Origin of the sequence: Paraburkholderia sp. PGU19, from assembly GCF_013426915.1 — a bacterium.
Taxonomy (GTDB): domain Bacteria; phylum Pseudomonadota; class Gammaproteobacteria; order Burkholderiales; family Burkholderiaceae; genus Paraburkholderia.
The window spans coordinates 436,164-460,515 of sequence record NZ_AP023181.1; the positions used below are offsets into that span (position 1 = coordinate 436,164).

At 63.8% G+C, this 24,352-nt stretch carries 18 protein-coding genes and 1 pseudogene; 2 read left to right on the forward strand and 17 right to left on the reverse strand.

Going from position 1 to position 24,352, the window contains the following annotated elements; translation table 11 throughout:
• Positions 1–10 precede the first annotated feature (10 nt).
• The 16 genes and pseudogenes from H1204_RS31855 to tssA form a co-directional block, all read right to left on the reverse strand.
• The gene (locus H1204_RS31855; RefSeq protein ID WP_180734522.1) at positions 11–1,300 is read right to left on the reverse strand and encodes a DotU family type VI secretion system protein; all 1,290 of its coding nucleotides are present in this window, start codon (positions 1,298–1,300) and stop codon (positions 11–13) included.
• Positions 1,301–1,323: 23 nt separating this feature from the next.
• Positions 1,324–2,658 carry a type VI secretion system baseplate subunit TssK gene (tssK, locus tag H1204_RS31860; RefSeq protein WP_180734523.1) on the reverse strand — a complete coding sequence of 445 codons (1,335 nt, stop codon included), beginning with the start codon at positions 2,656–2,658 and terminating at the stop codon, positions 1,324–1,326.
• A 54-nt stretch (positions 2,659–2,712) separates the two neighbouring features.
• The gene (tagH, locus tag H1204_RS31865; RefSeq protein WP_180734524.1) at positions 2,713–4,485 is read right to left on the reverse strand and encodes a type VI secretion system-associated FHA domain protein TagH; all 1,773 of its coding nucleotides are present in this window, start codon (positions 4,483–4,485) and stop codon (positions 2,713–2,715) included.
• A 33-nt stretch (positions 4,486–4,518) separates the two neighbouring features.
• Positions 4,519–5,595: a type VI secretion system tip protein TssI/VgrG gene (gene tssI / locus H1204_RS51710; RefSeq protein WP_243468932.1), complete on the reverse strand. Its 1,077-nt coding sequence runs from the start codon at positions 5,593–5,595 to the stop codon at positions 4,519–4,521.
• A gap of 44 nt (positions 5,596–5,639) precedes the next feature.
• A pseudogene (locus tag H1204_RS51715) lies at positions 5,640–6,155 on the reverse strand (contractile injection system protein, VgrG/Pvc8 family); the annotation flags it as partial.
• On the reverse strand, positions 6,152–6,508 hold the full coding sequence (locus H1204_RS51720) for a contractile injection system protein, VgrG/Pvc8 family (protein WP_243468933.1): 357 nt from the start codon (positions 6,506–6,508) through the stop codon (positions 6,152–6,154). The gene H1204_RS51720 and the pseudogene H1204_RS51715, both read right to left, overlap by 4 nt.
• Position 6,509: 1 nt before the next feature.
• On the reverse strand, positions 6,510–6,899 hold the full coding sequence (locus H1204_RS31875) for a DUF4280 domain-containing protein (RefSeq protein WP_180734525.1): 390 nt from the start codon (positions 6,897–6,899) through the stop codon (positions 6,510–6,512).
• A gap of 43 nt (positions 6,900–6,942) precedes the next feature.
• Positions 6,943–9,642 carry a type VI secretion system ATPase TssH gene (gene tssH / locus H1204_RS31880; protein WP_180734526.1) on the reverse strand — a complete coding sequence of 900 codons (2,700 nt, stop codon included), beginning with the start codon at positions 9,640–9,642 and terminating at the stop codon, positions 6,943–6,945.
• Between the two features lie 4 nt (positions 9,643–9,646).
• Entirely contained in the window at positions 9,647–10,726 is a 1,080-nt protein-coding gene (gene tssG, locus H1204_RS31885; protein WP_180734527.1) for a type VI secretion system baseplate subunit TssG, read from the reverse strand.
• Positions 10,711–12,588, reverse strand: coding sequence for a type VI secretion system baseplate subunit TssF (gene tssF, locus H1204_RS31890; RefSeq protein ID WP_180734528.1), 1,878 nt, complete (start codon positions 12,586–12,588; stop codon positions 10,711–10,713). Before tssF ends, tssG begins: the two co-directional genes overlap by 16 nt.
• Positions 12,589–12,592: 4 nt before the next feature.
• Positions 12,593–13,105 carry a type VI secretion system baseplate subunit TssE gene (gene tssE / locus H1204_RS31895; protein WP_180734529.1) on the reverse strand — a complete coding sequence of 171 codons (513 nt, stop codon included), beginning with the start codon at positions 13,103–13,105 and terminating at the stop codon, positions 12,593–12,595.
• A complete protein-coding gene (locus H1204_RS31900; protein WP_180734530.1) occupies positions 13,098–13,937 on the reverse strand; it encodes a type VI secretion system accessory protein TagJ in 840 nt (279 codons plus the stop codon). The genes tssE and H1204_RS31900 overlap by 8 nt, the downstream gene beginning before the upstream one ends.
• Positions 13,938–14,065: 128 nt before the next feature.
• Positions 14,066–14,560, reverse strand: coding sequence for a type VI secretion system tube protein Hcp (locus H1204_RS31905; protein WP_180734531.1), 495 nt, complete (start codon positions 14,558–14,560; stop codon positions 14,066–14,068).
• 44 nt (positions 14,561–14,604) lie between these two features.
• On the reverse strand, positions 14,605–16,101 hold the full coding sequence (gene tssC / locus H1204_RS31910; protein ID WP_180734532.1) for a type VI secretion system contractile sheath large subunit: 1,497 nt from the start codon (positions 16,099–16,101) through the stop codon (positions 14,605–14,607).
• Positions 16,102–16,127: 26 nt separating this feature from the next.
• Positions 16,128–16,628, reverse strand: a complete 501-nt coding sequence (gene tssB / locus H1204_RS31915) for a type VI secretion system contractile sheath small subunit (RefSeq protein ID WP_035988419.1) — start codon at positions 16,626–16,628, stop codon at positions 16,128–16,130.
• A 79-nt stretch (positions 16,629–16,707) separates the two neighbouring features.
• Entirely contained in the window at positions 16,708–17,742 is a 1,035-nt protein-coding gene (gene tssA, locus H1204_RS31920) for a type VI secretion system protein TssA (protein WP_180734533.1), read from the reverse strand.
• A gap of 766 nt (positions 17,743–18,508) precedes the next feature.
• On the opposite strand from tssA, the gene H1204_RS31925 reads away from it, so the two are divergent.
• Both H1204_RS31925 and H1204_RS31930 read left to right on the forward strand, forming a co-directional pair.
• A complete protein-coding gene (locus H1204_RS31925; RefSeq protein ID WP_180734534.1) occupies positions 18,509–19,240 on the forward strand; it encodes a hypothetical protein in 732 nt (243 codons plus the stop codon).
• Entirely contained in the window at positions 19,216–20,010 is a 795-nt protein-coding gene (locus tag H1204_RS31930; protein WP_180734535.1) for a protein phosphatase 2C domain-containing protein, read from the forward strand. The genes H1204_RS31925 and H1204_RS31930 overlap by 25 nt, the downstream gene beginning before the upstream one ends.
• 33 nt (positions 20,011–20,043) lie before the next feature.
• On the opposite strand, the gene H1204_RS31935 is transcribed toward H1204_RS31930, so the two are convergent.
• Positions 20,044–24,273 (reverse strand): filamentous hemagglutinin N-terminal domain-containing protein, encoded by a 4,230-nt coding sequence (locus H1204_RS31935; RefSeq protein ID WP_180734536.1) that lies wholly within the window; start codon positions 24,271–24,273, stop codon positions 20,044–20,046.
• Positions 24,274–24,352 lie beyond the last annotated feature (79 nt).

The window sequence follows — 24,352 nt, forward strand, 5'->3', positions numbered from 1 at the left end:
GCGAACGGACTCACGATGCCGCCCCCGGCGCGAGTATGGTGATGTCGACGCGGCGGTTCTTCGCGCGGTTCGCAGGCGAGTCGTTCGGCGCGATCGGCTCGGTGTCGCCTCGGCCTTCTGCTTCGAAACGCTTCGGCGTGCCGGTGCGTGCGGCGAGCATGTCCCTCACGACATCGGCGCGTGCCTGCGACAAATGCCAGTTCGACGGAAAACGCGCCGACAGCAGCCGCTGGTTGTCCGTATGTCCGGCGACGACGACATTGCCGGGCACATCCTTGAGCGCGTCGCCAATGCGCTGGATCAGCGGGAGATAACTCGATTCGAGTTCCGCGCTGCCCGACGCGAACAGCCCATCGCCTTTGATCTCGACGACCGTCCGGTCCGGCAATTCGGCGACAGTCACGAGTCCCTGCGCGATTTCCGGCGCGAGGAACTGCGACAGCTTCGGCGCGAGCGCGGGCGGCGGCGGTGCGGCTTTCGCGGCGAGCGGCTGAGGCGCGACGCGTACACCATGCAAAGCCGCGAACACGCGATCGGACTCGTCGTTCAGGCGCAGACTCAGCACCAGATGCACGGCGACGAGCACCACGCAGGCGATCGCGGCGGCGACCCACAGCGGCACCAGTTGCAACAGCGGCTTGCGCTCGGCCTTCACGGGCAGCCAGTGCACCGACAGATCGCGTTCGGCGGCGCCCCGCTGCGAACGGATCATCGTTTCGAGCCGTTCGCGGATCGTGTCCAACTGCGTGCGGCCGCCGTCGATCAGCCGGTAGCGCCCCTCGAAGCCCAGCCCGAGAATGACGTAGATCAGTTCGAGCACATCGGCATTCCCGGTGGGGTTCTGCGCGAGCCGTTGCAGGATCAGGAAAAAGCGCTCGCCGCCCGACGCCTCGTTATGAAACGTCACGAGCAGGCTGCGGCTCGCCCACATCCCCGCGCCCCACGGCGTGCTGGAGATCGCCTCGTCGAGGAACGTGCACAGGCAGTAGCGCGATGCGCCGAGCTTCTCGTCGTCGATGCCGCTCGCGCGCCCTTGCGTTTCGAACGTACGGATCATCTGGATCAGTTGCGTGCGCAGCTCTTCGACGTTCGGATGGGTCGGCAGCTGACGCAGCGGAACGGCCAGCTCCAGCAGCGGATTGGCCGCACGCAGCAACGGATTGAGGCCGCCCGTCAGCGTCGCGATCGGCGCCGCGGTGGCCGCAGCGGCGACAAAAGCGGCACGCGCGCCCCCGGGCGTCGGAATCAGAATCGTCGCGCCAGGATCTTCGAGTGGGCCACGTGGTTCGTCAGGAGTCACGATGAGTGTCCTCGATCAATGCGTCAGCGGCGAATGGCCCAAAACTCCATCGCCAGCCCTGGAAAGTCGCCCGCGACGTGCAACGCCATGCCGGCGGAGGTCGCGAACTGCTTCCACAATTCGTTGCCGCGATCGAGCTCGAAGTACGTGAATCCCGCATGAAACGGCAACTGGCGTGGCGCGACAGGCAGCGCGCGCAGCCCGATACCAGGCAACTGCAGATTCACGAGATCGCGAATGCGCTCGACCGGCCCAATCTTCACCTGCGGCGCGAAGCCCGTCAGGATGTGCTCGGCCGGCATCTGCGCACGGACGGCCAGCACGAAAGTCGCCGAAGCGAACAGGTTCTTGTCCGGCACGAGAGCGACCCGCAGGCCGAACTTGCGTTCTTCGAGCGGAATCGGCACCGCATGCGGGTCCATCACCATGCTGAGCGACGCGCGCAGATCGTCGATCACGGGCGCGAAGGTCTCCCGCAGCCGGTCGTGCCGGTACACCGGGTACGCTGGCGGGCGCTTGGTCGGCTGGCTGAACGTGGCGAGTTCTCCCGCCAGTTGCACGGCGATCTGGTACAGCGCTTCCGGATGCAGCCCCGTCATCGTCGACAGGTGGGCGGCGAGCGGCTCGTGGCGGTTGATCAGTTGCAGCAGCAGGAAGTCCGACACTTCCGCGACGCCCGTCACACCCGGCTGCGCGAGACGCGCGGCGAGCGCCTCGCCGCGCTGGTGAAGCAGGCCGACGAGGTCGTCGGCGAACGCGGCGAGACGCCGCCCGACCCGGTAGTCGAGACACGGCGGGCTGTAGTCGTTCTCTAGCACGACGCGGTTGTCGGGCAGCCGCTCGACGACGCGCGCACAACCAAGCACCGCATACGCATGCGCGACGTCCGGTTCGAGTGCGAGCCGCACGCGCAGCTTGCCGATCTGCATCAGCGCCGGCGCGGCATTCGGATCGTTACTGTCGCCGATTTCGAGTTCGGCCACGCGATGCCGCGCGAAGTTTTCCTCGCTGGCTTCGTTGCCCGTCTCGGCAATGCCCGGACGGCGGACGGGCAGCGCGAGCGCGACCAGCGTGTTGCGCGTGCCTTCTGGAATATCGAGCGGTTCGGGCAGATCGTCGTCGGCGGGCAGATTGAATGGCGTGCCATCGGGCATCACACCGGCGCACGACAGGAGCGCGACCTTGCCGAGCTTGAGCAGTTGCTCGTCGATCTCGAGCACGGTCAGCCCCCAGCTGTACGGACGCAGACCGGCAGCCCGCGTTTCCAACTGGGTCTGCAGATAACGGTCGTGCTGCTGCAGATGCTGCGGCTGCAGGAACATCCCCTCCGACCAGATGACTTTGCTGTTCCAGGACATTTTTTCTCGTGTCTTTCTCGTGGCCTTCTCGTAATGAGAAGGGGTCAGTGGTGGCTAGTGGTGGCTACTGGGGTCCGTCTTGCCGCGCTTGCGCGCGGCGTGCAGCGCGTCGATCTGCGCTTCGTACGCATCGTTGAACGCCTTGCCGAACAGTCTCTGAAAATCGTCTTCTGCTTCGCGCGCGACGTCTGCCTGTCTGTCGACGAACAGGTCCCACAGTTTCGCCTTGCGGTTCGACAACACCTTGTCGATCACCCCGCCCGCTTTCAACTGCGCTTCGATGCTGGCGGGATCGAAACGGCCGAGCACTTCGGCCAACCCCGCGCGCATGCCGACGATCACGGCCAGTTCGTGCGACTCGATGTCGTCGAACGCGCGCTCCAGCGCTTCGGCGGGCGGCAGATAACCGGCGCCGCGGCCCGTGAGCATCTGCGCGAGCGCGCTGTCGACATCGGGGAAAAATTTCAGCGGATTGTTGTCGCGCGCGACAATCAGCGTGACGTCGAGGCGCGCTTCGCGACGCGTCATCGAACGGGCGCGCAGCACGGCCATCGTGCCGCGCAGCGCCTCGCGCAGCATCGTGCCGACCAGTCGCGCGAGTTCGGCGGGTGGCAGGTTCGGCGCGCGCGAAGGATCGAGGCCAAGCCCTTCGAGCAGCGCCGCGAACGCGTCGCCATTCGCAATCGGGCCACGCGGCGGCACGGGTTCAGGCTGGGCGGCTGGCGTGGAGGCGGTTGCGTTTGGGGCGGCCATCGCAGCGGGGGCCGGCTCGGGTTCGCGTTGCACGGGCGATGGTTGCTGCACCGCTGGCTGTGCGGGAGCAGGCGCAGGTGCGGGCGCGACGCGAGCAGGCGGCGGTGCAGCATCAGGCAACGAAGAAGCCGGCGCGATCTCGGTGAGATCTTCCGGAATGAGTGGGGCTGCCGATGGCGCAAGCAGATCATCGAACGGCGTTGCAGCGCCACCGCCCGGACCATCGAGCAGGCTTTTGGGCAAGCCAGTGGGCCCGGTTTGCGACGCGGGAACCGGCGGCGGGGGTGCGTGCGCTGGCGCAACGTTCGACGCAAACGCGGACGGATTGGACGGCGCAGACGGCGACGGAGCAAACAGCGGCGACGTGTGCACGCCGCCCGGCTGCGCCGGCTTTTCCCATTGTGCGAGCACGTCCGCGAGCGGATCGTAATCAGCGGGAATACCGGAGGGCGACGGTGTCGCCGCACTGGGCACGATGGGCGGCGCAGAGGCAGGCGCAGGCGCTCGCGGCGCCGCCACAGGCGCGGAGAACGCCTGAAACTCCGGCGCGACGTGATCGCTTTCAGAGCCCGCGTAGCGCGGCCCCGACGCAATCCCCGCGCGTTCGCCAAACGCGGGCTGTCCGAGAGGATCGAGCGAGCCAAGGCCAAACGGGTCGCCTTGCGCATCGGCCGGCAACGGTCCGCCTAGCACTTTCACCGCCGCCAGCGGGTCGGGCAGGCCCGTCACGCTGCGCGCGCCCGGCACGCGTTCCGCAATCGTCACTTCGAGCAGATAGGTGCCGATCACCAGACGGTCACCGTTCGCGAGCCGCGCCTCGCGCGTGCCGCCCAGCGCCCGCTGGTTCAGCACGCTCGGGTTGCTGCCCAGATCGCACAACAAATACTCGCCGCCACGGAATTCGATCCGCGCATGCACGCGCGAAATCGCGCGCTGCTGGTCGGGCAACACCAGCGTGCAATCGGTCGCGCGGCCAATCGTCCCGCCTGTCGGGCCGAATTCGACCGCGATCGGCTCGGCGACCGGCTCGTCATTGAAGCGCGCGACGCGCAACGAAAGAATCGGATCGTTCACTTGTCTCCCCGGCCGCAATGGCCAAGCATCGCGTCATGATTTGAGCTTCTTCGTGCCATCGTCGGCGTCCTTCGGCGCGGTCGGCGCGGTCGGCGACGAGCCGCTGCCGGAGCCGGCCGAACCGCCGGAATTCAACAGGATCGGCGTCCCCGATACCGCGACGCTCGCTGGCCCCACCACCACGAACGCGCCGCCTGCCTTTAGCGTAATACTGACGCCCGCTTCAATCACGACATTCATGCCGGCTTTGATATGCACATTCATGCCCGCATCCATCGCGTAGTCCATGCCGACTTTTTCCTGCAGCTTCTGGCTGACGTTCAGCGAATCGTTGCCGTCCACTTTTGCGTTCCGGTCACCCGTCACGGCGTCGTGCCGGGCACCCGTCACCGCGATGAATTCGTTGCCGGTGACCTTCAGATGCCGGTCGTTGCCGACATTCGCCAGCGTATCGTTCTTGATCCACGTTTCGTGGTCTTTCTCCGCGTGAAAGAACAGTTGCTCGCTGCCCTTCGTGTCGTCGAAGCGCATTTCGTTGAACCCGCCGCCGCCTTTGGTCGAGTTGCTCTTCAGCGTCGAGAGCGCGGAGTTGGCCGGCAGGTCGTAGGGCGGCATCGTGTTCGCGTTGTACACACAGCCCGTGACGAGCGGCCGGTCCGGATCGCCTTCGATGAAATCGACCAGCACTTCCTGGCCGATGCGCGGAATGAAGAACGTGCCCCAGCGCTTGCCCGCCCAACTGTGCGACACGCGCACCCAGCAGCGCTTCATCCGTTCACTGCTATCGGACGGCGGCGCGAACTGCTCCCAGTGAAACTGCACCTTGATGCGGCCATACTTGTCAGTCAGGATCTCGTCGCCGTCGGGGCCGACCACCATCGCGGTCTGCGGGCCCGCGACGACGGGGCGCGGCGTGATGCGTTCGGCGCGGAACTGGTTCTCCTTGCGCAGCGCGGTGAAGCTGCAATCGAAGAATGGCAGCGCGCGGTGATCGTTATCATTCGAGACGTAGGTGTCCGAGTTGATTTCGTACTCGGCGCTGACCACCAGGTAGTCGTGATTCTGCGCATCGCACGCATGTTCCTGCAGCTTGAAAAGCCCCCCGGCCATACACCGCGCGCGCTGGTGCGCCCGCTGATGCTGTCGTTGCGCGCCTGGCGGATTTCCACGCCGACTTTCGCGTAACGGTCGCCATCGCTGGATTCGATGTGGCCGCTTAGATGCTCCTGCATCGTGTATACGGGCGGGTCGTAGACTTTCGGCCGCGCCGCGCGTGACAGCAGGCCCTGCTGATTGCTCGACGACGGTTTCTCGAAGTCGTACTCGTTGACTTCGTACTTGCCCGTCTGCAACTCCGCGCCCGACGACCATTGATACACGCACTCCTTCTCCTGCACGGGCTCGTACCAGCCATCGTATGAAATGGTCGCGTAATGATCGATCGACGCATGGACGTCCGCGGAATCGGTCATCACGAGCGTGTGCTTGCCGCCTTTGTGCTCGAAGTAGTAGTAGATGCCCTCGTGCTCCATCAGCCGGCTGACGAACGCGAAATCGGTCTCGCGATACTGCGCGCAATGCTCCAGCGACGGATAGGTCGCCGAGCATTTGTTGCTCAGGTCGACGTCATAGTCCTGCAATACCTTCGCGATGATGTCCGGCACCGTCATCTCGTGAAAGAAGCGGCAGTGCGATGCGCGCGTGAGCAGCCACAGCCGGGCCGTACCATCGCTTCGTAGCGGGCCATCCGGTTGCGGGTCTTGTCGCCGGGCGCAAGGAGGCGAAATGCGGTGACGATGCCGTTGATCTGCCGCTCGCCTTCGGACGGCAAGTCGATCGCCACCGAGATGTCCTGGCCGAGCAGGTCGCCCGGCTTCAGGTCGTTGCTCGTGCTGAGCAGGTCCAGATGAAACTCGCTCAACCGGCCCAGCTCCTCATGGCCCGTCAGGCGCAGAAACAGCAGGTCGCTGCCGGCAGGGGCGCAACTGACGGTGACGTGTCGGTCGGTGGCTTGGCTGGTCATGTCACGGAATCATCGTCTTGACGGTGGCCGGGTTGACGATCGTGACCACGCCGCCCCAGTTGCACATGCACTTCGATACGTTGTCGAGCGACGGCTGATTGCCGAGCAGCACGGTCGGTGCGCCCGTCACCCATGGCGACATCGTCGCGGGCACGCACGGCATCGGTGTCAGCACGCCGAGCGCGGCCGTCGTTGCGGCGGCCACCGTCGGGTTGGCTAGCGAGCTGCACACGCCGAACGGCATGATATTGACCAGCGGCACGTGGTCCATGATGTTGGCCGCGGGCGGCCCCTCACCCATCACGCGATTCACCGGCAGGACGACGAGCGTCGACGGCGCTGCGCCGAACGAGCACTGCAGCGTCGCGCCCATGCTGACTTGTTGCGGCATACGAATACTCCGTCAAATGAAACGGGCCGATCCGGCCGCCTCATCAATCGAACGTGTAGACGAACTCGCCGTCGCGCGCGCCGATCTGCACCCTCGACACGGTCGCGCCGTTCATCATCCGCGTCAGGAACTCGTTGCTGATATGTGGCAGCAGCGTGTTCGTCAGGATCGCGTCGATCATCCGGCCGCCGCTTTCCAGTTCAGTGCAGCGGCTCGCGATCAGCTTCACGACGTCGTCGTCATACGCGAACGGAATCTTGTGCGTCGCACGCACGCGCTTTTCGATTCGCCCGAGCTGCAAACGGATGATCGCGCCGAGCATCTCATCCGACAATGGGTAGTACGGAATCACGACCACGCGCCCGAGCAGCGCAGGCGGGAACACCTTCAGCAGCGGCTCGCGCAGCGCCTTCGCGATGCCCTCTGGCTCGGGCATCAGTTCGGGGTCTTTGCACAGGTTCGTGATCAGATCGGTGCCGGCGTTGGTCGTGAGCAGGATCAGCGTGTTCTTGAAGTCGATCACGCGCCCTTCGCCGTCTTCCATCCAGCCCTTGTCGAACACCTGGAAGAAGATCTCGTGCACATCGGGATGCGCCTTTTCCACTTCGTCGAGCAGCACGACGCTATACGGACGGCGCCGCACCGCCTCCGTCAGCACACCGCCTTCGCCATAGCCGACGTAGCCCGGCGGCGCGCCCTTGAGCGACGACACCGTATGCGCTTCCTGATACTCGCTCATGTTGATCGTGATGACGTTCTGCTCGCCGCCGTACAGCACTTCGGCGAGCGCCAGCGCGGTTTCCGTCTTGCCGACACCGGACGTGCCCGCGAGCATGAACACGCCGATCGGCTTGTTCGGATTGTCGAGACCGGCGCGCGAAGTCTGGATACGCCGGGCGATCATCTCGGTCGCGTGGCCCTGGCCAATGATCCGCTTGTTCAGGTTCTCGGCGAGCTTCAGCACGTTCTCGATCTCATTGCGGACCATCCGGCCCACGGGAATCCCCGTCCAGTCCTGTACCACCGAGGCGACCGCCTGCTGGTCGACGGTTGGCAGGATCAGCGGATCGTCGCCCTGGTGCGCCGCGAGCTTCGCCTGCAATTCGCGCAGTTCGGCAAGGCGCGCTTCGCGTGTGCCGTCATCAGCGGGCGCAATGGGGGTTGCTTCGGCTGCGCCTTCGACCTTGCCGGTTTCGTTGCGCAACTGCGCGCGCAGTTCGAGGATGCGCTTGACCAGTTCCTTCTCCGCCTCCCAGCGCGCTTCGAGTTCGCTCAGACGCGCGCGTTCGGCCGTCACGCGCTCGGTCGCCGCCGCAAGCCGTTCGCCCGTATCGATGCCGACCGCGGTCTCGCGTCCGATGATTTCCAGCTCTGTTTCGAGCGCGGCGATGCGCTTTCTCGAATCGTCGACGGAAGGCGGCGTCGCATGCTGGCTCACCGCGACACGCGCGCAAGCGGTGTCGAGCAGGCTCACCGCCTTGTCCGGCAACTGGCGCGCGGGGATGTAGCGGTGCGACAGCCGCACGGCCGCTTCAAGCGCCTCGTCGAGCACCTGCACCTTGTGATGCTTTTCCATCGTCGACGTGATGCCGCGCATCATCAGGACGGCCTTTGTCTCGTCCGGCTCCGGCACCTGCACGACCTGAAAGCGCCGCGTGAGTGCCGGGTCTTTTTCGATGTGCTTCTTGTATTCGGCCCACGTTGTCGCCGCGACGGTGCGCAGCGTGCCGCGCGCGAGCGCCGGCTTCAGCAGGTTCGCCGCGTCGCCCGTGCCCGCCGCGCCGCCCGCGCCGACCAGCGTGTGCGCTTCGTCGATGAACAGGATGATCGGTTTTTCGGAAGCCTGCACTTCCTCGATCACCTGACGCAGCCGGTTCTCGAACTCGCCCTTCATGCTCGCGCCCGCCTGCAGCAGGCCCACGTCGAGCGTGCGCAACTGCACGTCGTGCAGCGTAGGCGGCACGTCGCCCGCGACGATGCGCTGCGCGAAGCCCTCGACCACGGCCGTCTTGCCGACCCCGGCTTCGCCCGTCAGGATCGGGTTGTTCTGACGGCGCCGCATCAGAATGTCGACCACCTGGCGAATCTCTTCGTCGCGACCGACGATGGGATCGAGCTTGCCGTTGCGCGCCTGCTCGGTCAGATCGGTGGTGAAGCGCCGCAGTGCTTCCTGCTTGCCCATCGCGGCGGGCGGCACTGCGCCGCCGGTGTCGCCGGGCTGGGCTGCGCCGGCGGCCTGAGAACCGTCGCTCGCGGTCATCCCCGCTTCGGGCGAGCCACCGAGCAGACTGTCGAATTCGTCGACGAGGGGATCGAGCTTGACCCGCTCGAACTGGCGCGAGATGCCGTACAGCCCGTTGCGCAGCGACGGCGTCTTCAGCAGCCCGACCACCAGGTGACCCGTGCGCACCTGATACTCGCCGAACAGCAGCGAGCCGAACACCCAGCCGCGTTCGACGGCTTCCTCCACCTGCGACGAAATATCGACCACCGACCCTGCCCCACGCGGCAGCCGGTCGAGTGCGTCGGTCAGATCGCGCGCGAGCGCCGAAGGCTCGATGCCGAAGTGCTTGACGATCCGATGCAGATCCGAGTCCTGCAACTGCAGAATCTGGTGGAACCAGTGCACGAGCTCGATATACGGATTGCCGCGCAACTTGCAGAACACGTTTGCGCTTTCTATCGCGCGATAGGCCAGCTTGTTCAGCTTGCCGAACAACGCTGCACGCTTGATTTCGGCCATTTTGCTAGTCCTTCGGTGAGTGTTGGGATGCCGGCCCGCTCGCCCGTGCGTCGCTACGCGCGGGCTCGGTGGGCCGTCCGGACAATGAAGCGGGATGCAACCGCAACTGACGCTGGTCCTGCGCGGCCGCGCCGCTCAGCAGCCAGCTCGTGTAGCCTAGCCGGGCGCGGCGTCCCAGCGCGAGGCGTGGCACGTCCTCCTGCCTGAGCCACAGGTTCACGTCCCAATCGAGGCCGTCGCGCGCGTAGTTGCGCACCCAGTCGGTGAGACGCCGCAGGCTGTCGCCGCCGGGCAGGAAGCGTTCGTAGTCTGCGAGCGTCAATGGCCCGATGACGATGCGGAACTTGTGCTGACAATCCCACACGCGCCCGCCGAGCAGCGTCGAGATGCCGAGCGACGCCGAGCCGTCCCGAGCGCCCAGGCGCGATAGCGTGTCGCGGGGCAGTTCCATCCAGTGGCCGACCCATTGTTCGATCCGCACGGGCAGGTTGAAAAAACGCGCAAGGATCAGTTGCAGTCCTGCGGCGGGACGAGTCGGACCGGACAGCAGGCCCGCGAAATGCAGCTTCGCGAAGTCGGGCACCGCATCGCGCTCGCGCAGCGCCGCTTCACCGAGGCCAAACGTGCTGCCAACATAGACGGAAAAACGGTCGCGCTCCGGCCGGTCGAGACTCACGGTCGGCTGCGCATTGGCCCAGGCGCGATAGAACAGCGACACCATCCGGTGATGGAAGATATCGAGAAAGCGCGCGAAGGTGGGATCGTTGGCATTGCGCGCGCGGTCGCGCACGTATTCGGTCAGATGCACGGGCATCGGGCCGTGCGGCCCCATGAGGCCGAAAAAATTCACCGCCAGCCGGGCCGCGTGTCCGTCGTGAGACGGCCAGAACGCCCCGAGCGTGGTCGGGTGAAAGATCAGCTCGGGCTCCTGCGAAAAGCGCACCGCGTCGTCGCGCGGGCGCAGCGATTCGCCGATCCGCGGCTTGTCCCTGTGAGCGTTCTCGATGAGCCTCAGGGCCTGGAAGAAATCGAAGCGGTAGGCGTGCGCTTCAAGCTCGCGCAGCAGGGTCAGAGCGTTCGGCATTGTCCGCCCCTCGCTGGCCAGCGCATGATCTCGCCGCGCGACAGCGTTCTGACCACCGTCTCCGCGAATGAATTGATCGATACGTATTGCGCAAAGTACTGCGACAGCACGGCGCCGAGCAAAAAGGCGCCGGCGCCTTCGAAAGCCGCGTCGTCGAGCGTCAGCGTGATCGCGAGGCCGCGTCCGAACACGATCGGCCCCGCACAGGGCAGACGCCGCGTGACGGGATGCGATTCGATCGAATGCAAGCCTTCGATCATCCTCTGCGCGGCGGGATCGTCGACCGGGCAATAGAGGCTCAGGAGATCGCGCATGGCGCGGGCGCCCTCTTTCGCGTCGCTATCGACGAGCGATGCATAGTTCAGCGACAGGTGACTCAGGAGCCGCCACGCGACTGCGCCATGCGCAAACGACGGCAGCGGCCGGCTCGGGCCGCTCACGCAGCGCACGCTTTCGATAGGCGCCTCGACGTCGAGCGTGAAATCACTCGCGCCAACACCGATCGACAAGGTGAGCGGCAGGTCGCGATTCGTGCAAAGCACCTGCAAACCAAGCTGGCGCAAATCGCCGCGAAACGGCGCGTTCGCCGCGTCCACGAGGGCGATGAAGGTCTCGCTGCCGAGATAGCTGGTGCGCGGTCCGCGCTCGGCCTGGCGCGACGAGCGCACGCGCCTGTCGCGCCGCACCTGGTAGTACGCGCCTGCGCCATAGCCGGCGCCGAGGTCGCGCGCGTGATAGAACGGCTCGAACTTCTGCTCGGCGGCGGCACCTGCGCCATAGCCGGTGACCTCCTCGATCCGGTAGATCTCGAAGTCCATTGGCCGGGTGCGGTCGGCCACCACGTGGTATTCGAACTGCTCGGCCGACAGCGCGATGCGGTCGGTGCGGCGCGGAAACAGGTTGATCGCGGGCGTGCAGTAGAGTGCGAAGTTCGAGGCGTCGACTGCCTGCTCCAGCATCGGGTCGCCGCGCTTCAACAACACGATCACTTCGACCTCGTTGTCGCCGCAGCGGCGCAGCGCCTGCTGCAACCCGTCGATCGCGACGAACATGAAACGCGGTGAGAACGCGAAATACTCCTGCAGCAGCCGGTAACCCTGAAACGATTGCTTGCTGATCGGCAGCAACGCTTCGTCTTCCGCGAAGCCCATCGGCGCAACGGCCGTCGCGGGCAATTGCGCGTGCCAGGTCGCTGGCCGCGACACTGGCATCACGACCACACCCATCGCCGATCCGACGAGGCGCTCGTAGAGACGCGTCGGCATCGAGTCGGTGCCGCGCAGATAGAGCGCCAGTTTGTCGAGCTTCAGCTGGTTGATCTTCAGACCACCCGTCGCGCGCAGGCGCAGCCGCAGGCCCGCTTTGACGCCGGCCGGCAACGCGATATCGGCACCGCCCAGCGACCCCGAATGCGTGAAGAACTTCGCGTCGGCGATTTCGAGCGGCCACAGCGTCAGGTCGTGCGCGCTGCGATATTCGCAACGCGTCGAGCCGTTCTTGTCGAGCAGGCTGCGCAACGCGCTGCCGCGTGCAATCTTCACCCCTTCCGCGAGGCCCGAGTTGCTCAGATCGGGCCGGATCTGCACGACGGCCATCGACGGCGTCGGCGCCAGATAGTGCGGATAGACAAGCTCAGCGAGATGCTGGGTGAAACGCGGAAACTCCGCATCGATCTTCAGTTGCACACGCGCGGCGAGAAAGCTGAAACCTTCGAGCAGGCGCTCGACATACGGGTCCGCGCATTCGAGGCTTTCGAGCCCGAGCCGCCCGGCGATCTTCGGATATTCTTTTGCGAACTCGCCGCCCATTTCCCGCAGGTGCTGGAGTTCCGCGCTGTAGTACTTGATCAGTTCCGGGTTCATGTGTTCAGCGCGCGCCGCTCTGGTCGATCACTCTGATTTCCCCGGCCTCCAGATCCAGTTCAGTTCTGAAATAGAGTCGCTCCGGGTACGGCTGTGCCCACAGATCTCCCTCGATCAAAAACGACACGGTGTTGTGCTGGGCCGTCGTCTCTTCGACCTGGATCGCCGTCACGCGCACTGTCTCGCGCAAGATGCGTGGCTCGAATGCCCAGATCGCATCGCGCACATGTTTCTCGAGCTTCGCCGGATCGACACCTGAGGCGGTTTTGCCGGCGATATCGGGAAAGCCGTAGTTCAACACCGACGTGCTGACATACGGATAGCCCGACACATCCTGCACCGACGAAAGGCCGTTCGCGTTGAGCAGCCACGCGAGATCGCGCTGCACGCTCTGACGCAGTGCGCGTATCGACAGCACGCGGCGTTCGCGTGCCTCCTGCTTGACGTCGGGCTCGTGGTCGGTCAGCCGGTCGAGCAGCGACGGTTGCAGCCGGTCGCGCGTACTCAGCTCAGCCATGATCCGGCGCGGCGCCAGCGCCGCCCTCGCTGCCTGACGGAGCCTCGACCGCGAGTTCGATCGTGCGGATATCGAGCAATGCGTAGTCGTTCGCGTCGGTTGTCAGCATGCGTTGCCCGACCGGGCGCGCGTCTGCCGCATCGCTGCCAATCCATTCGGTCAGGTGCGCGAGCCACAGCGCATGTTTCTTTTCGGCCAGTGTGCCGGCATAGCGCGTCGGAATCAGTCCGACCGCCTGGCCCTCGTTGGCCCAGGTGAACACCGCCGGCGTCCAGACCCGGTCGCGCAGGTCGACGGGCGCCTCGATCTCGATGCGCTTGATGCGGAAAAACGGCACCCAATAGTAACGGCCGTTGAGCACCGTTTCGAGCGTCGGCCCAAGCCGTGTGTCGGCATCGGCGATCCACTCGAACGGTTCGCTGTTCACGCTGCCCGAGGTGGTGGGTGCATCGCCGAGCGCCTGCTCGCGTGCGGCCACGGCCGCCGCGTGGTCGCCTGCTGCATCGAGCCGTAATGCTTCGACCAGCAATGCGAGCCAGCTGGTCGGCTCGCCGAAAATCAATGGCGCACGCGCACCGTTGAAGACTGCTTCGCGCAGCGCCTCACATTGCAGCGCCTCGCGATACATTTGAACCATTGGCAATGCCGCGGCGTCGAGATCGCCAGCCACATTGAGTTGTGTCAACGCGCGGTCCCATGCGCCGAGCACTGCGAGCAGCTGGAACAGGAACACGCGGTGCGACGCTTTCGACGGATCGTTGCGAACCTGCATTTGCAACAGACGCAGGCATTCGTCCAGATTGCCTTCGCGCAAGCTTTCTTCTGCCGTCATGTCAGTTCGCTCCGTCAGGCCAGGTCAATGCTGCTGCACCACACTGCGATGCCATCGGCTTGTGCCATGACATCGCAGTGCCGCCGCGCCACACGCCACGTGGCACGTGGCACGGCGGTACGCTGCCGCTAGCCGTTGGTTGCGTCGTTTTTCACGATGTTCCACTTCATCTCGACGACGCCTCCTTCCTTGGCGCCCTTCGCGTTCTGCGGCTGATACTCGACGTGGAACTGCTCGAAGTTCAGTGTCACGTTCTCGGTGAAGCGATCCTCACCACCCGAGCCGCCTGTCGAATACGAACTGATCAGGCATGCCGTCAGCGTGACCTTGTAGTACTCGAGCGGATTGTCACCCCCGGCCTTGCGCACCGTCAGAATGCACGAGTCGATATGCTTGCCCTGGGCGCAGGCGAGCATGATCGTCGGCGTCGACTTGTCGACGTACTTGGTGAACGAAATGTCCTGTACGTTCACCTTGCCCGCGCCGCCACCTGTTCCCATGTGCATCGTGCCGCTTTGGCTCAACCCCCAGCTCCACGCGAGCACATCGATCTCTTCCTTATGGGACTTGTCCTGAGATTCGCCCTTGATGTCACCAATCTTAATGAACATATCGACGGCCATGTTCTTCTCCACTCAAACGGTTCACCACTCACAATGGAATTCCGTCATGCCGCCTTGGCGGACGGAAGCTTCGAGACCAGCCGCAATGACACGGTCAGGCCTTCCAACTGATAATGCGGACGCAGGAAAAACTTCGACGTGTAATAACCCGGGTTGCCTTCGACTTCTTCGATCACGACTTCAGCTGCGGCAAGCGGCCGGCGCGCTTTCGACTCTTCGGTGGAATGGGCCGGGTCGCCGTCGACATATTGCAGAATCCAGTTCTGCAGCCAGCGCTGCATGTCGTCCTTTTCCTTGAAGCTGCCGATCTTGTCGCGCACGATGCACTTCAGGTAATGCGCGAAGCGGCTGCATGCGAACAGATAAGGCAGTCGCGCAGCCAGATTCGCGTTCGCGGTCGCGTCGGCATCTTCGTATTCGGCCGGCTTATGCAACGATTGCGCACCGATAAACGCAGCAAAGTCCGAGTTCTTCTTGTGCACGAGCGGCATGAAGCCGTTCTTTGCCAACTCTGCCTCGCGCCGGTCGCTGATCGCGATTTCGGTCGGGCACTTCATGTCGACGCCGCCGTCGTCGGTCGGGAACGAATGCACGGGCAAACCTTCCACTGCCCCGCCCGACTCGATGCCGCGAATCCGCGAGCACCAGCCATACATCTTGAACGAGCGGTTGATGTTGGTCGCCATCGCATACGCGGCGTTGGCCCACGTGTACTTGCCGCTGTCCGCGCCCGCGGTATCTTCCTCGAAGTCGAACTCTTCGACGGGATTGGTCTTCGCGCCGTACGGCGCACGCGCGAGAAAGCGCGGCATCGCGAGGCCGATATAGCGCGAGTCTTCCGATTCGCGCAGCGAGCGCCACGCGGCATGCTCCGGTGTCTGGAAGATCTTCGTCAGGTCGCGCGGATTCGCCAGTTCCTGCCACGAATCCATCAACATCACCGACGGGTCAGCGGCAGCGATGAAAGGCGCATGCGCGGCAGCGGATATCTTCGCGATCTGCGTCAACAGGTCGACATCCGGCCCGCTATTGTCGAAGTAGTAATCGGCGACCAGCGCGCCATAGGGCTCGCCGCCGAACTGGCCATATTCTTCTTCATAGAGCTTCTTGAAGAACGGGCTCTGGTCCCAGGCGGTGCCTTTGTATTTCTTGAGCGTCTTGTGCAGTTCGCCCTTCGAAATGTTCATCACGCGAATCTTCAGCGTTTCGTCAGTCTCGGTGTTGTTCACCAGATAGTGCAGACCGCGCCACGCGCTCTCCACTTTCTGGAACTCCTCCGAGTGGATGATCAGGTTGATCTGCTCACTGAGCTTCTTGTCGATCTGTGCGATCAGGCTCTCGATGGTCACCAGCACGTCATTGGAAATGACAGCGGTGTCGCGCAGCGCCTGTTCCGCCAGCGTGCGCACCGCCGTCTCGACGGCTTCTTTTGCCTTATCGCTTTTCGGCTTGAATTCCTTTTGCAGCAGATTCGCGAAGTCGCTCATCTCGAGCGTGCCCTCGGTCTGCTGCGCTTGTCCTTCGGGGGTGGGTTCGGCCATGGTCTGACTCCACTGTTAGGTCGCGCTTATTCCTGTGGCTTCGGCGCGGATGCGAGCGATTGCAGCAAAGCCGGGTCGTTCAGCACCTTTGCGATCAATTCCTCGGCGCCCGTCTTGCCGTCCATGTAAGTCAAGAGGTTCTGCAACTGGCCGCGTGCCTCCAGCAGCTTCGACAGCGCATCGACCTTGCGGGCGACTGCGGCAGGCGAGAAGTCGTCCATGCTCTCGAAGGTCATGTCGACGGCAAGATTGCCTTCGCCCGTCAACATGTTCGGCACCTGGACCGCGACGCGCGGCTTCATCGACTTCAGGCGTTCATCGAAGTTGTCGACGTCGATTTCCAGAAACTTGCGGTCCGCAACGGGCGCGAGCGGGTCCGCCGGCTGTCCGGAGAGATCGGCCATCACGCCCATCACGAAGGGCAGATTCACCTTCTTCTCCGAGCCGTACACCTCGACGTCATACTCGATCTGCACGCGCGGCGCGCGATTGCGTGCTATGAATTTCTGACTGCTTTCCTTGGCCACGACAGTTCCCCTGGTTGACGCCGCACCGTCGACAGGCGGAGCAGCGTATCAGTTACGATGCTGATGAACTCCCCGACGACTATTCTTCGATACCGCCAACCTGCCGGGCCTGACCGAGACCTTCCGGCGCGAGGTCCTGCAATATTTCGATGAAGCTCTTGTCCACCAGACGGCGCGCCCGTGTCAGCAACAACGGCACCGGACTCGACGGCTCGTGCTGTTCGTAATAGGCGCAGATCTTGTCCAGCAGGCGGATGACGTCCTGCCGGCTATTGACTTCTCCACTGGGCGCCGCGCGCATGACCCCGCCCGGGCTGACGGTTGCGTCATCCCCTCCCTCGCCGACAGATGCTTCGCCCGCTGTCTGCTGATCAGCGTCGCTAACCCGCGCGCCAAGGAAGCCGGCCGCCTGTTGCAACAGACGCGACAGTGGCGACAGGTCGATCGCCTGGGCCGCGCCGACGCGCTCCGTCAACAGCGTTTCAATCCGGGTGTTGCTTTGGCGCGCTGAGAGCAACGCGGCGTGCGTAGCCGCCGCTTCGTCTCGCACGTCGGCGATGGCCGCGTCGATCGAGGCGAGCGATGGCGGTTCGACGCCCTCGGGTACGGGCGTGTCGCCCGTCGCATATTCGATATCGCGCAGCCTGACGATTCCGTGCGTGCGCGACGCGGCAAGCGCTGTGTCGCGCACATCCAGCAACATCCCCGACTGTTCGACAAGCACGGCGAGCGCATTGATGCGCGCGGTCGGATCGTTATCGTCGTCGGGGTCGAGTTGCGGGTAGACGTGATCCCAATGCCGCTCGAGCAGGCCTTCGATCAACGCCATTCCTTCGGCGAGACCGGTGAAGCCCTGGCGGTTCAGGAGCGCGCGTGCAAGATGCGCGGCGACGCGCAGGTCGCGACTTTTGTTGAACAGTTCGAGCGCAAGGGCCTGGGCTGCTTTCCAGTCAGGCGGTGTGGCGGCGACGACGGTGTCGCCATACTGGACTTCCGGTTTGCCGTGCACGACCTGTTCGAGTTCGAGAAACATCGGGTCGTATTCGACATCGTCCCCGCAGGGACTGTCAGGCGATATTTCGGCGAGCAGTACCCCGGCATCGAGCGTGGCCATTGTTGTATCGGCTTCAGTCTGAAACGAATAGTTTTAGCGTGCTCGCGCCTCGCGACGGATCACGCCACGTTAACTTCCGAATCCGGTCTTCCTCAAACCGATTTACAACAAATCAAATTTGGAATCCCGATAAAAATACGCGATGCCGCAGCGTTCCTCTACGAACATTTCACAACAGACCGATATGAGCATAGCACGCAATATTTAAAAGAAAAGGAGCGCCACGGTGGTCACAAACTTGAAAGGAGCGAGTCGCAAATCCGATCGAAATAACAGTTTCTAAGCACCTGAAAAAAACGCAAGATGTGCATGGCCTGCGGTCTTTTGCTCATCGATCGGAATGAATCATTGTCTCTCCATTGATAACGAATTACTCATCAATCGACGTGATTGCTGTCAGCGAATGTTTCAGCTTTATGAAATTAAAAATGTCGCGTCAACGAGTACAGCAAGGTAAACCCTCATATAGGTTTTGTTGTCTGATGTGCAATACCTAGAGCATTGCCTTGCGCAGTTTCGAAGTGAATAACTGTCTCTTTGAGTCACGCTCGACAACCGTGAGCTGACAGTCGTATCCGCATTCCAGTTTCCCCTGCTGCAATCGAACAGACGCACATCGGGTATTCACATCTGCACAGCGTGACGCTGTGCTCATCATGCGGGGTGACATGTGACACACATTGAAAGCGCACGGTCGGCCGATAGCGTCTGCGACAGTGCGTTGTCGGACCTGTGGCAGAGGCGCACCTGTCTGAATCAGGACGAGATGGCATCGATCTATACGGTCGTGCGCCGCGCATTGCAGGGGTATCACCCGTTCGAGTTGCAGGCGCTAGGTGAAGACAAGGAAGAACTCATTTCCCAGTTCATCTACTTCAAGGTCTTCCGGCTCGAAGCCGCGCACGCGCACCCGGAAGCCTTCCCACTGCATAGCGCGCCATCGAACGGTCATGCGGTGTGCGCGTACTTTCGCCGCTATCTGATCGACTGCCTGCGCAATGCCGGCCATCAACGCAACGTGTCGTTCGACGATGACGACGTGCTAGCCGAGGTCGAGCAGCAAGCGGCCGTGCAAAGCGATCCTGTCGGCTCGGTGCTGGCCCAGTACGGTCTGGACGAGCGAACCGTGCGGGAATCGGCAGCGCGCTTCATCGCGGGGATCGATGAGTCCGACCAGTTGCTGCTGGCGGGCAGTCTGGGCTGGCTGTCGAATGAAAAGGGCGGGCTGTCGCGGATCGCCGCACGCTACCGGATCGCGTCGTATCACTATCGCGCCCGCAAGCTCGGCGTGACGCTGAAAAAAAGCGCCCTGCCCGCCGATTTCGCGGCGACCAGCATCGGCGAGTGGATCAAGCACACGCTCGGCATCGACATCGCCACGGAGAATCGCGTCGCGATCCTGTTCGTTCTTGGCATCCTCTCCGAACAGTCGCGCGCCCCGGCAGTTGAACCCGATCCGAGCAGAGGTTTCCTGTGCAGCTTGCCACAGCAAGCCTGAGCGACCCAGGCGGCCGCAAGCGCAACGAGGACGCGCTGGGTGACTGGTCGAGCGAGCGCCTTTACTATTGCGTGCTCGCCGACGGTGCGGGCGGACACGGCGGCGGCGATACGGCATCGGCGATCGTCGTCAATAGCGTGCTGGCGGATCTGCGCTACCTGACGGTCGCCGAGTTGCCGCCGACGGGCCAACGCCTCGTCAAAGCGATCGGCCACGCGAACGCGAACATCCTGGAAGAACAGGCACGCGGCGATGCCGCGCTGAAAGACATGCGCTCGACGGTCGTGCTGCTTGCGATCGACTGCGAACTGCGCACGGCAGCGTGGGCGCACTGCGGCGATTCGCGGCTGTACTGTTTTCGCGGCGGGCAGGTCAGTGTGCAAACACGCGACCATAGCCTCGTTCAGGATATGATCGACGCGGGCCTGATCACGCCTGAGCAGGCGCGCCATCATCCGCGCCGCAACGTGCTGCTCGCCGCGCTCGGCACAGCTGGCGAGCTGGATATCGTTGGCTTCGATGGCACGTTCAACCTGCTCGATCGCGATGCTTTCCTGATTTGCAGCGATGGGCTGTGGGAGTACGTCGACGAGACTTATATGAGCGAGACGCTTGGCGAAGCCGCGACCCCCGACGCATGGCTCGGCGCGCTCGCTGCGCGCGTGCGCGAGATCGCGCCCGCCAGCCACGATAACTTCAGCGCACTGGCCGTGTGGATCGTCGATCCGGAAGACACCCAGGCCACGGTGCTGCAGGTGGCGCCTTCATGAATGCGCCGCCTGTCTGAATCGCGCACGATAACGCTAGAAGTCCCCGCATCCATGTTGACCATTCAGCAACATGCAACTGTTCAGATTGGGTTGCGATCGCACGCGCTTCCATTCGACTGCGAGGATGTCCTGATTGTCCCCCGGCGGCGCGGTGGTGAACAGCGGCTGATTCGAACCGATACAGATGTTGGTGCCCTGCAGGTTGTTCTCGTAGACGAAGGTTTGCTCCTGGTTGCTGAAGAACTGCTGCAAGCCCGCTTGCGAAACGGGATCGATCAACTGCGTGACCGTCAGCACGCCCGGCACCTCGATCACGATATAGCCGACGTTCGACCCGAAGTTTGAAAGGATCGGATACTTCCCAGGCGGTGAACTCTGGTTGGCGGGCGACGTTAGCGTGCCCGTCAGCGCGCCGGCGGCGGTGTCGCCGTTGATCAGGCCGCTGGTGGTAAACGTGAACACGGGGTTGGGTGCGCCAGCAATACGCGTCTTGCCATCGGCTGTCACCGTCACGGTTGGCCTTGCGATATAGACGTAATGATTACCCGTGGTCGGCACCGTGCCGCCCCAACTGCAACCAGCACCGAATGTGCAGCCATAGAAATTGGGCTGCGCGGTATTGGGCTGAACGTTGCCGCGCGTCTCGCCCACCCATGTGCTCGCCCAGATCCGCCAGCCGTTGCCGGCAACGATCGTGCCGGAACCCGCCGCGTTGAACACGCCGCTTTCCATGACCAGATCGATCGTGCCGCCCGCACTCAGGCTGGTGCTCGGACCGCCCAGCCCGATATTGCCCGTCGTGGCCTGAGCGATGAGGTTGCCCGTCAACGTTGAGTTGGTGCCATCGAGCGTGGTCAACTGGCTCGTACTGGAATTGAATGTCTGGCTGACCACCGGACCGATGACGAAGCCGTGCGAGTTCGTGAAGTACACGTTGCCGGCGTTGACCATCGCCAGCACGCCGACGTCGTTTTGCGGATCGGTCAGCGTGAAGGTGCCGGGCCCCGAAAGCAGCAGGCTCGCTGCCTGAATGCCGCCCGGGTCGGTAACCGGACCGCCGGAAGCGAGCGTCAACGTGTGGCCGGGGATCGAGATGCCAAATGGAAGCGTGATGCCCTGGCTGCCCGACCCCGGATTGGACAGCGTCAGATTGTTCGCGAGGCCCGGCCGTGTCAGCACGCAGACCGCGCTGTCCGATGCGCACACGCCGTTTACCGTGATGAGCCCCGTGTGCGTGGTCGAACCCAGCACGATGTTCGGGATCGAAACGAACGTCGAAAACGTCGCCGCGTCGATGCTCAGGCCACCTGTGCCGAATAGCGTAATCGGTGTCGCGTTCTGCGCGATGATCGCGAAGGTGTTCGGATCGACCGTCGCGGGCATGATCGACAACGTGCCGCCGGGCGACGACAACGTCGAGTTACTGATGAACAGACTGCTGGTCGTGCCGTCATTCGACGCGCGCAAGACGATGGAGCCTGGCTGGGCCGTCGAGACCGTGGGGTCGGCCAGCAGCGCGGCGCCGACGATCGGCGTGCCGCCGCCCGAGAACGGCGGCACGCCGATCGCGAGGCCAGGGTCGGCCGTGTTGGTCGAACCGGCGATCTGGATCGTGCCCGTTTGCCCCGTTGCCTTGATGTCGCCATTGGCGATCAGCACGCCGGCATCGCCCTGCAGGTTCGGGCTGCTGCCGCCCGTCGGTCCGCTCACGGTGCCGCGAATATCAATGAGACCGCCATTGTTCGAAACGATCTGCGTTCCGTCAGTGATCTGCACGCCATTGGCCAACGGACCCGTGCCGTTGCCGTAGATGCTCAACGTGCCGCTGCCCGTCGTGACGGACGAGGCCGCACCCGGCGTGCACTCGCAAATGCTGTTTTCGAGAATAACGCCAAGTACCGACGCATTGGACGGGACCCCGACAGTTTGCCCGATCAACTGGATATTGCCGCTCGTCGACTGGACCGACGCACTGTGCAGATCGAGCGCGAAGCTGTTGTTGAGCGACGACGATACCGTGCCCGTGATGCCGATATTGCCGCCGCTCGTGCTCACGTTCGCGTTGAATAACTGAACGCCGTCGACAAAAGTCACGGTGCCGCCCGAGACACTGCCGGAGAGGTTGATCGCACCTGTCGTGTTCGTCACGGACGTGCCCGACACCGAAAGCCCGAACAACCCGTTCGCAGTTGCGTTGCCAGTAATGGCAATCGCGCCGCCTGAACTGCTGACGGCGGGGCCGGCAACGGTACCGCCGACGGGCGTGAAGCCGCCCGAGATACTGACGCCCGTGCCTTCCTCGCCGGGCGTGGTCCCAACGATGTTGATACCGCCCGTCGAGGTATTGAGCGAGCTGTTAAAGAGGCTGACGCCGGTGCTGAGTCCGATGCCGTTGGTGCTGCCCGTTAGCGTCATCGTGCCGGCACCGCCGGTGAGCAGACTGTTAGTAATACCGACGCCAACGCCTTCCGCCAATGTCGTCGTGCCGGTGAGCGTGAGTGCGCCGCCGCCAGTATCGACCGTCGAGTTGTTGATGGTGACCGGGCTCGACCCGGCCGCATTGACCGTGAAGCTGCCGCCATGGGTCGTCACCGTCGTATTGCTGATCGCGACGGAACTGAAGGCATTCGCTCCGCCCACGTTCCCATTGAGCGCGATACTGAGCGGCCCCAAGGTCGACATGATGGGTTGGCCAGTGTCGACGATCGAACCGAGCGCGGTCAGCGTCAGGGTTGGGATGGTGGTCGGATTTGCCGGTGTGGCCGCGACGATCGGCGCCTGAATGTTGATGTCACCCAGTGAAAAGTTGGTGGGTGTCGAGCCGACTGTCGTGATCGTCACGGAGACGCCCTGATTCAGCTGGTTGGTGATGAGGGAATTGACCACCTCGCTGTCCGTGCCCGCCGGCGTAAAAATGGCCGGCGATCCATTGGCCGGCGGCGTCTCGGTCGCCGGTGTTCCCGATGCCGCCGCCACGATGGCGATATTGTCGGGATCGATCTTCCACGCCCCGCCTTTCCCCTTTGGTGCCGAAGCGTCGATGGTCGCGCTCGTGACATCGAGATAGTGACCCGATGTTTCGATCAAGCCACCATTGCCGCCCTGCGCCCCGCCCCTCGCAGAAAGCGTGCCGTAGATCCGGCTCGCCGTTTCACTGAACGCCACCACATTTCCGCCAGGTCCATTGATCAGCGCATCGGCATGAATGCTTGCCGTTGGCGACATCCACAGGGCGTTGGCATTACGAATGCTCGGGTCCTGTCCGGCGGCACCGCCGCCAACGCGCACCGTGCCGCCGCCCGCCGCACCGCTCGCATCGACTCGCGCGCCGTCCACGAGCGCAAGGTTGTAGCCTGTCACATCGATCCGGCCACCCGTCAGGCCCGCGCCGCCCGTTGCATCGAGCGTGCCGCCGACCGAAGCGACACCGCTCGTGCCACCATCGAGCACGATGTGCCCATTGCGCTCGGCGACGCTTTGCGCACGGATGATTCCCTGCTGGTTGATCACGGTGCCCGCCAGCGCATCGGCCGTCTGCGCGCTCATCACTACCGTCCCGCCATCGGCGGCGAGCGTGCCCGTGTTGCCGATCAGCGCATGGGCCGCCCCCTGGTTTATTTTCAGCGTGGTCAGCCCGTCGCCCGCGAAGTCCAGCGTGATGTCGTTTCCCGCGCCGATGGCAACCGTACCGAGGCGCGCGCTCACCATACCCGAATTGCTCACGCTGCCGCCAAGCAGCGCGATCGTGCCACCCGTGCCGGCCGTCAGCGTCCCGGCGTTGCTGACGGGCGCGACGGACGTGCCGACGAAGCGATAGTTGCCAGCGAGAAAATCAGCGTTCGAAATATTCAGCGTCGACGCGATCATCGAGCCGACATTCACCGATGAACCGGGAGCGAAGATCACGCCCGCCGGGTTGACGAGAAACACTTTGCCATTGGCCTGAAGCCGCCCTGCAATCACGCTCGGATCATTGCCCATCACGCGGTTGAGCAGCGCCGCACTGGCCGACGGCTGCGCAATCGTCACGCCTTCGTTCGCGCCGATCGAGAAGGTGTTCCAGTTGACGATCGCCTTGGGCGTCTTCTGCGTGATATTCATCTGCCCGGCAGCGGGCGTATTGACGCTCACCGTACCCGACACCACCTGCGCACCCGTCGGATTTGCAAGCAGCGACGACATGTAGGACCCGGCAAGCAGCGTAGCCGCCGCACAGACGATCGTGCCGGCAACCCGCAACGGCACGCTGCATGGTTTGTTCATGGCAAACCTCCGCGCCGGGCAAAGCCCGGCTCAACCACCACTCAGCCATCCCGCTTGCGCCACCCTTGCCGCTTGCGCA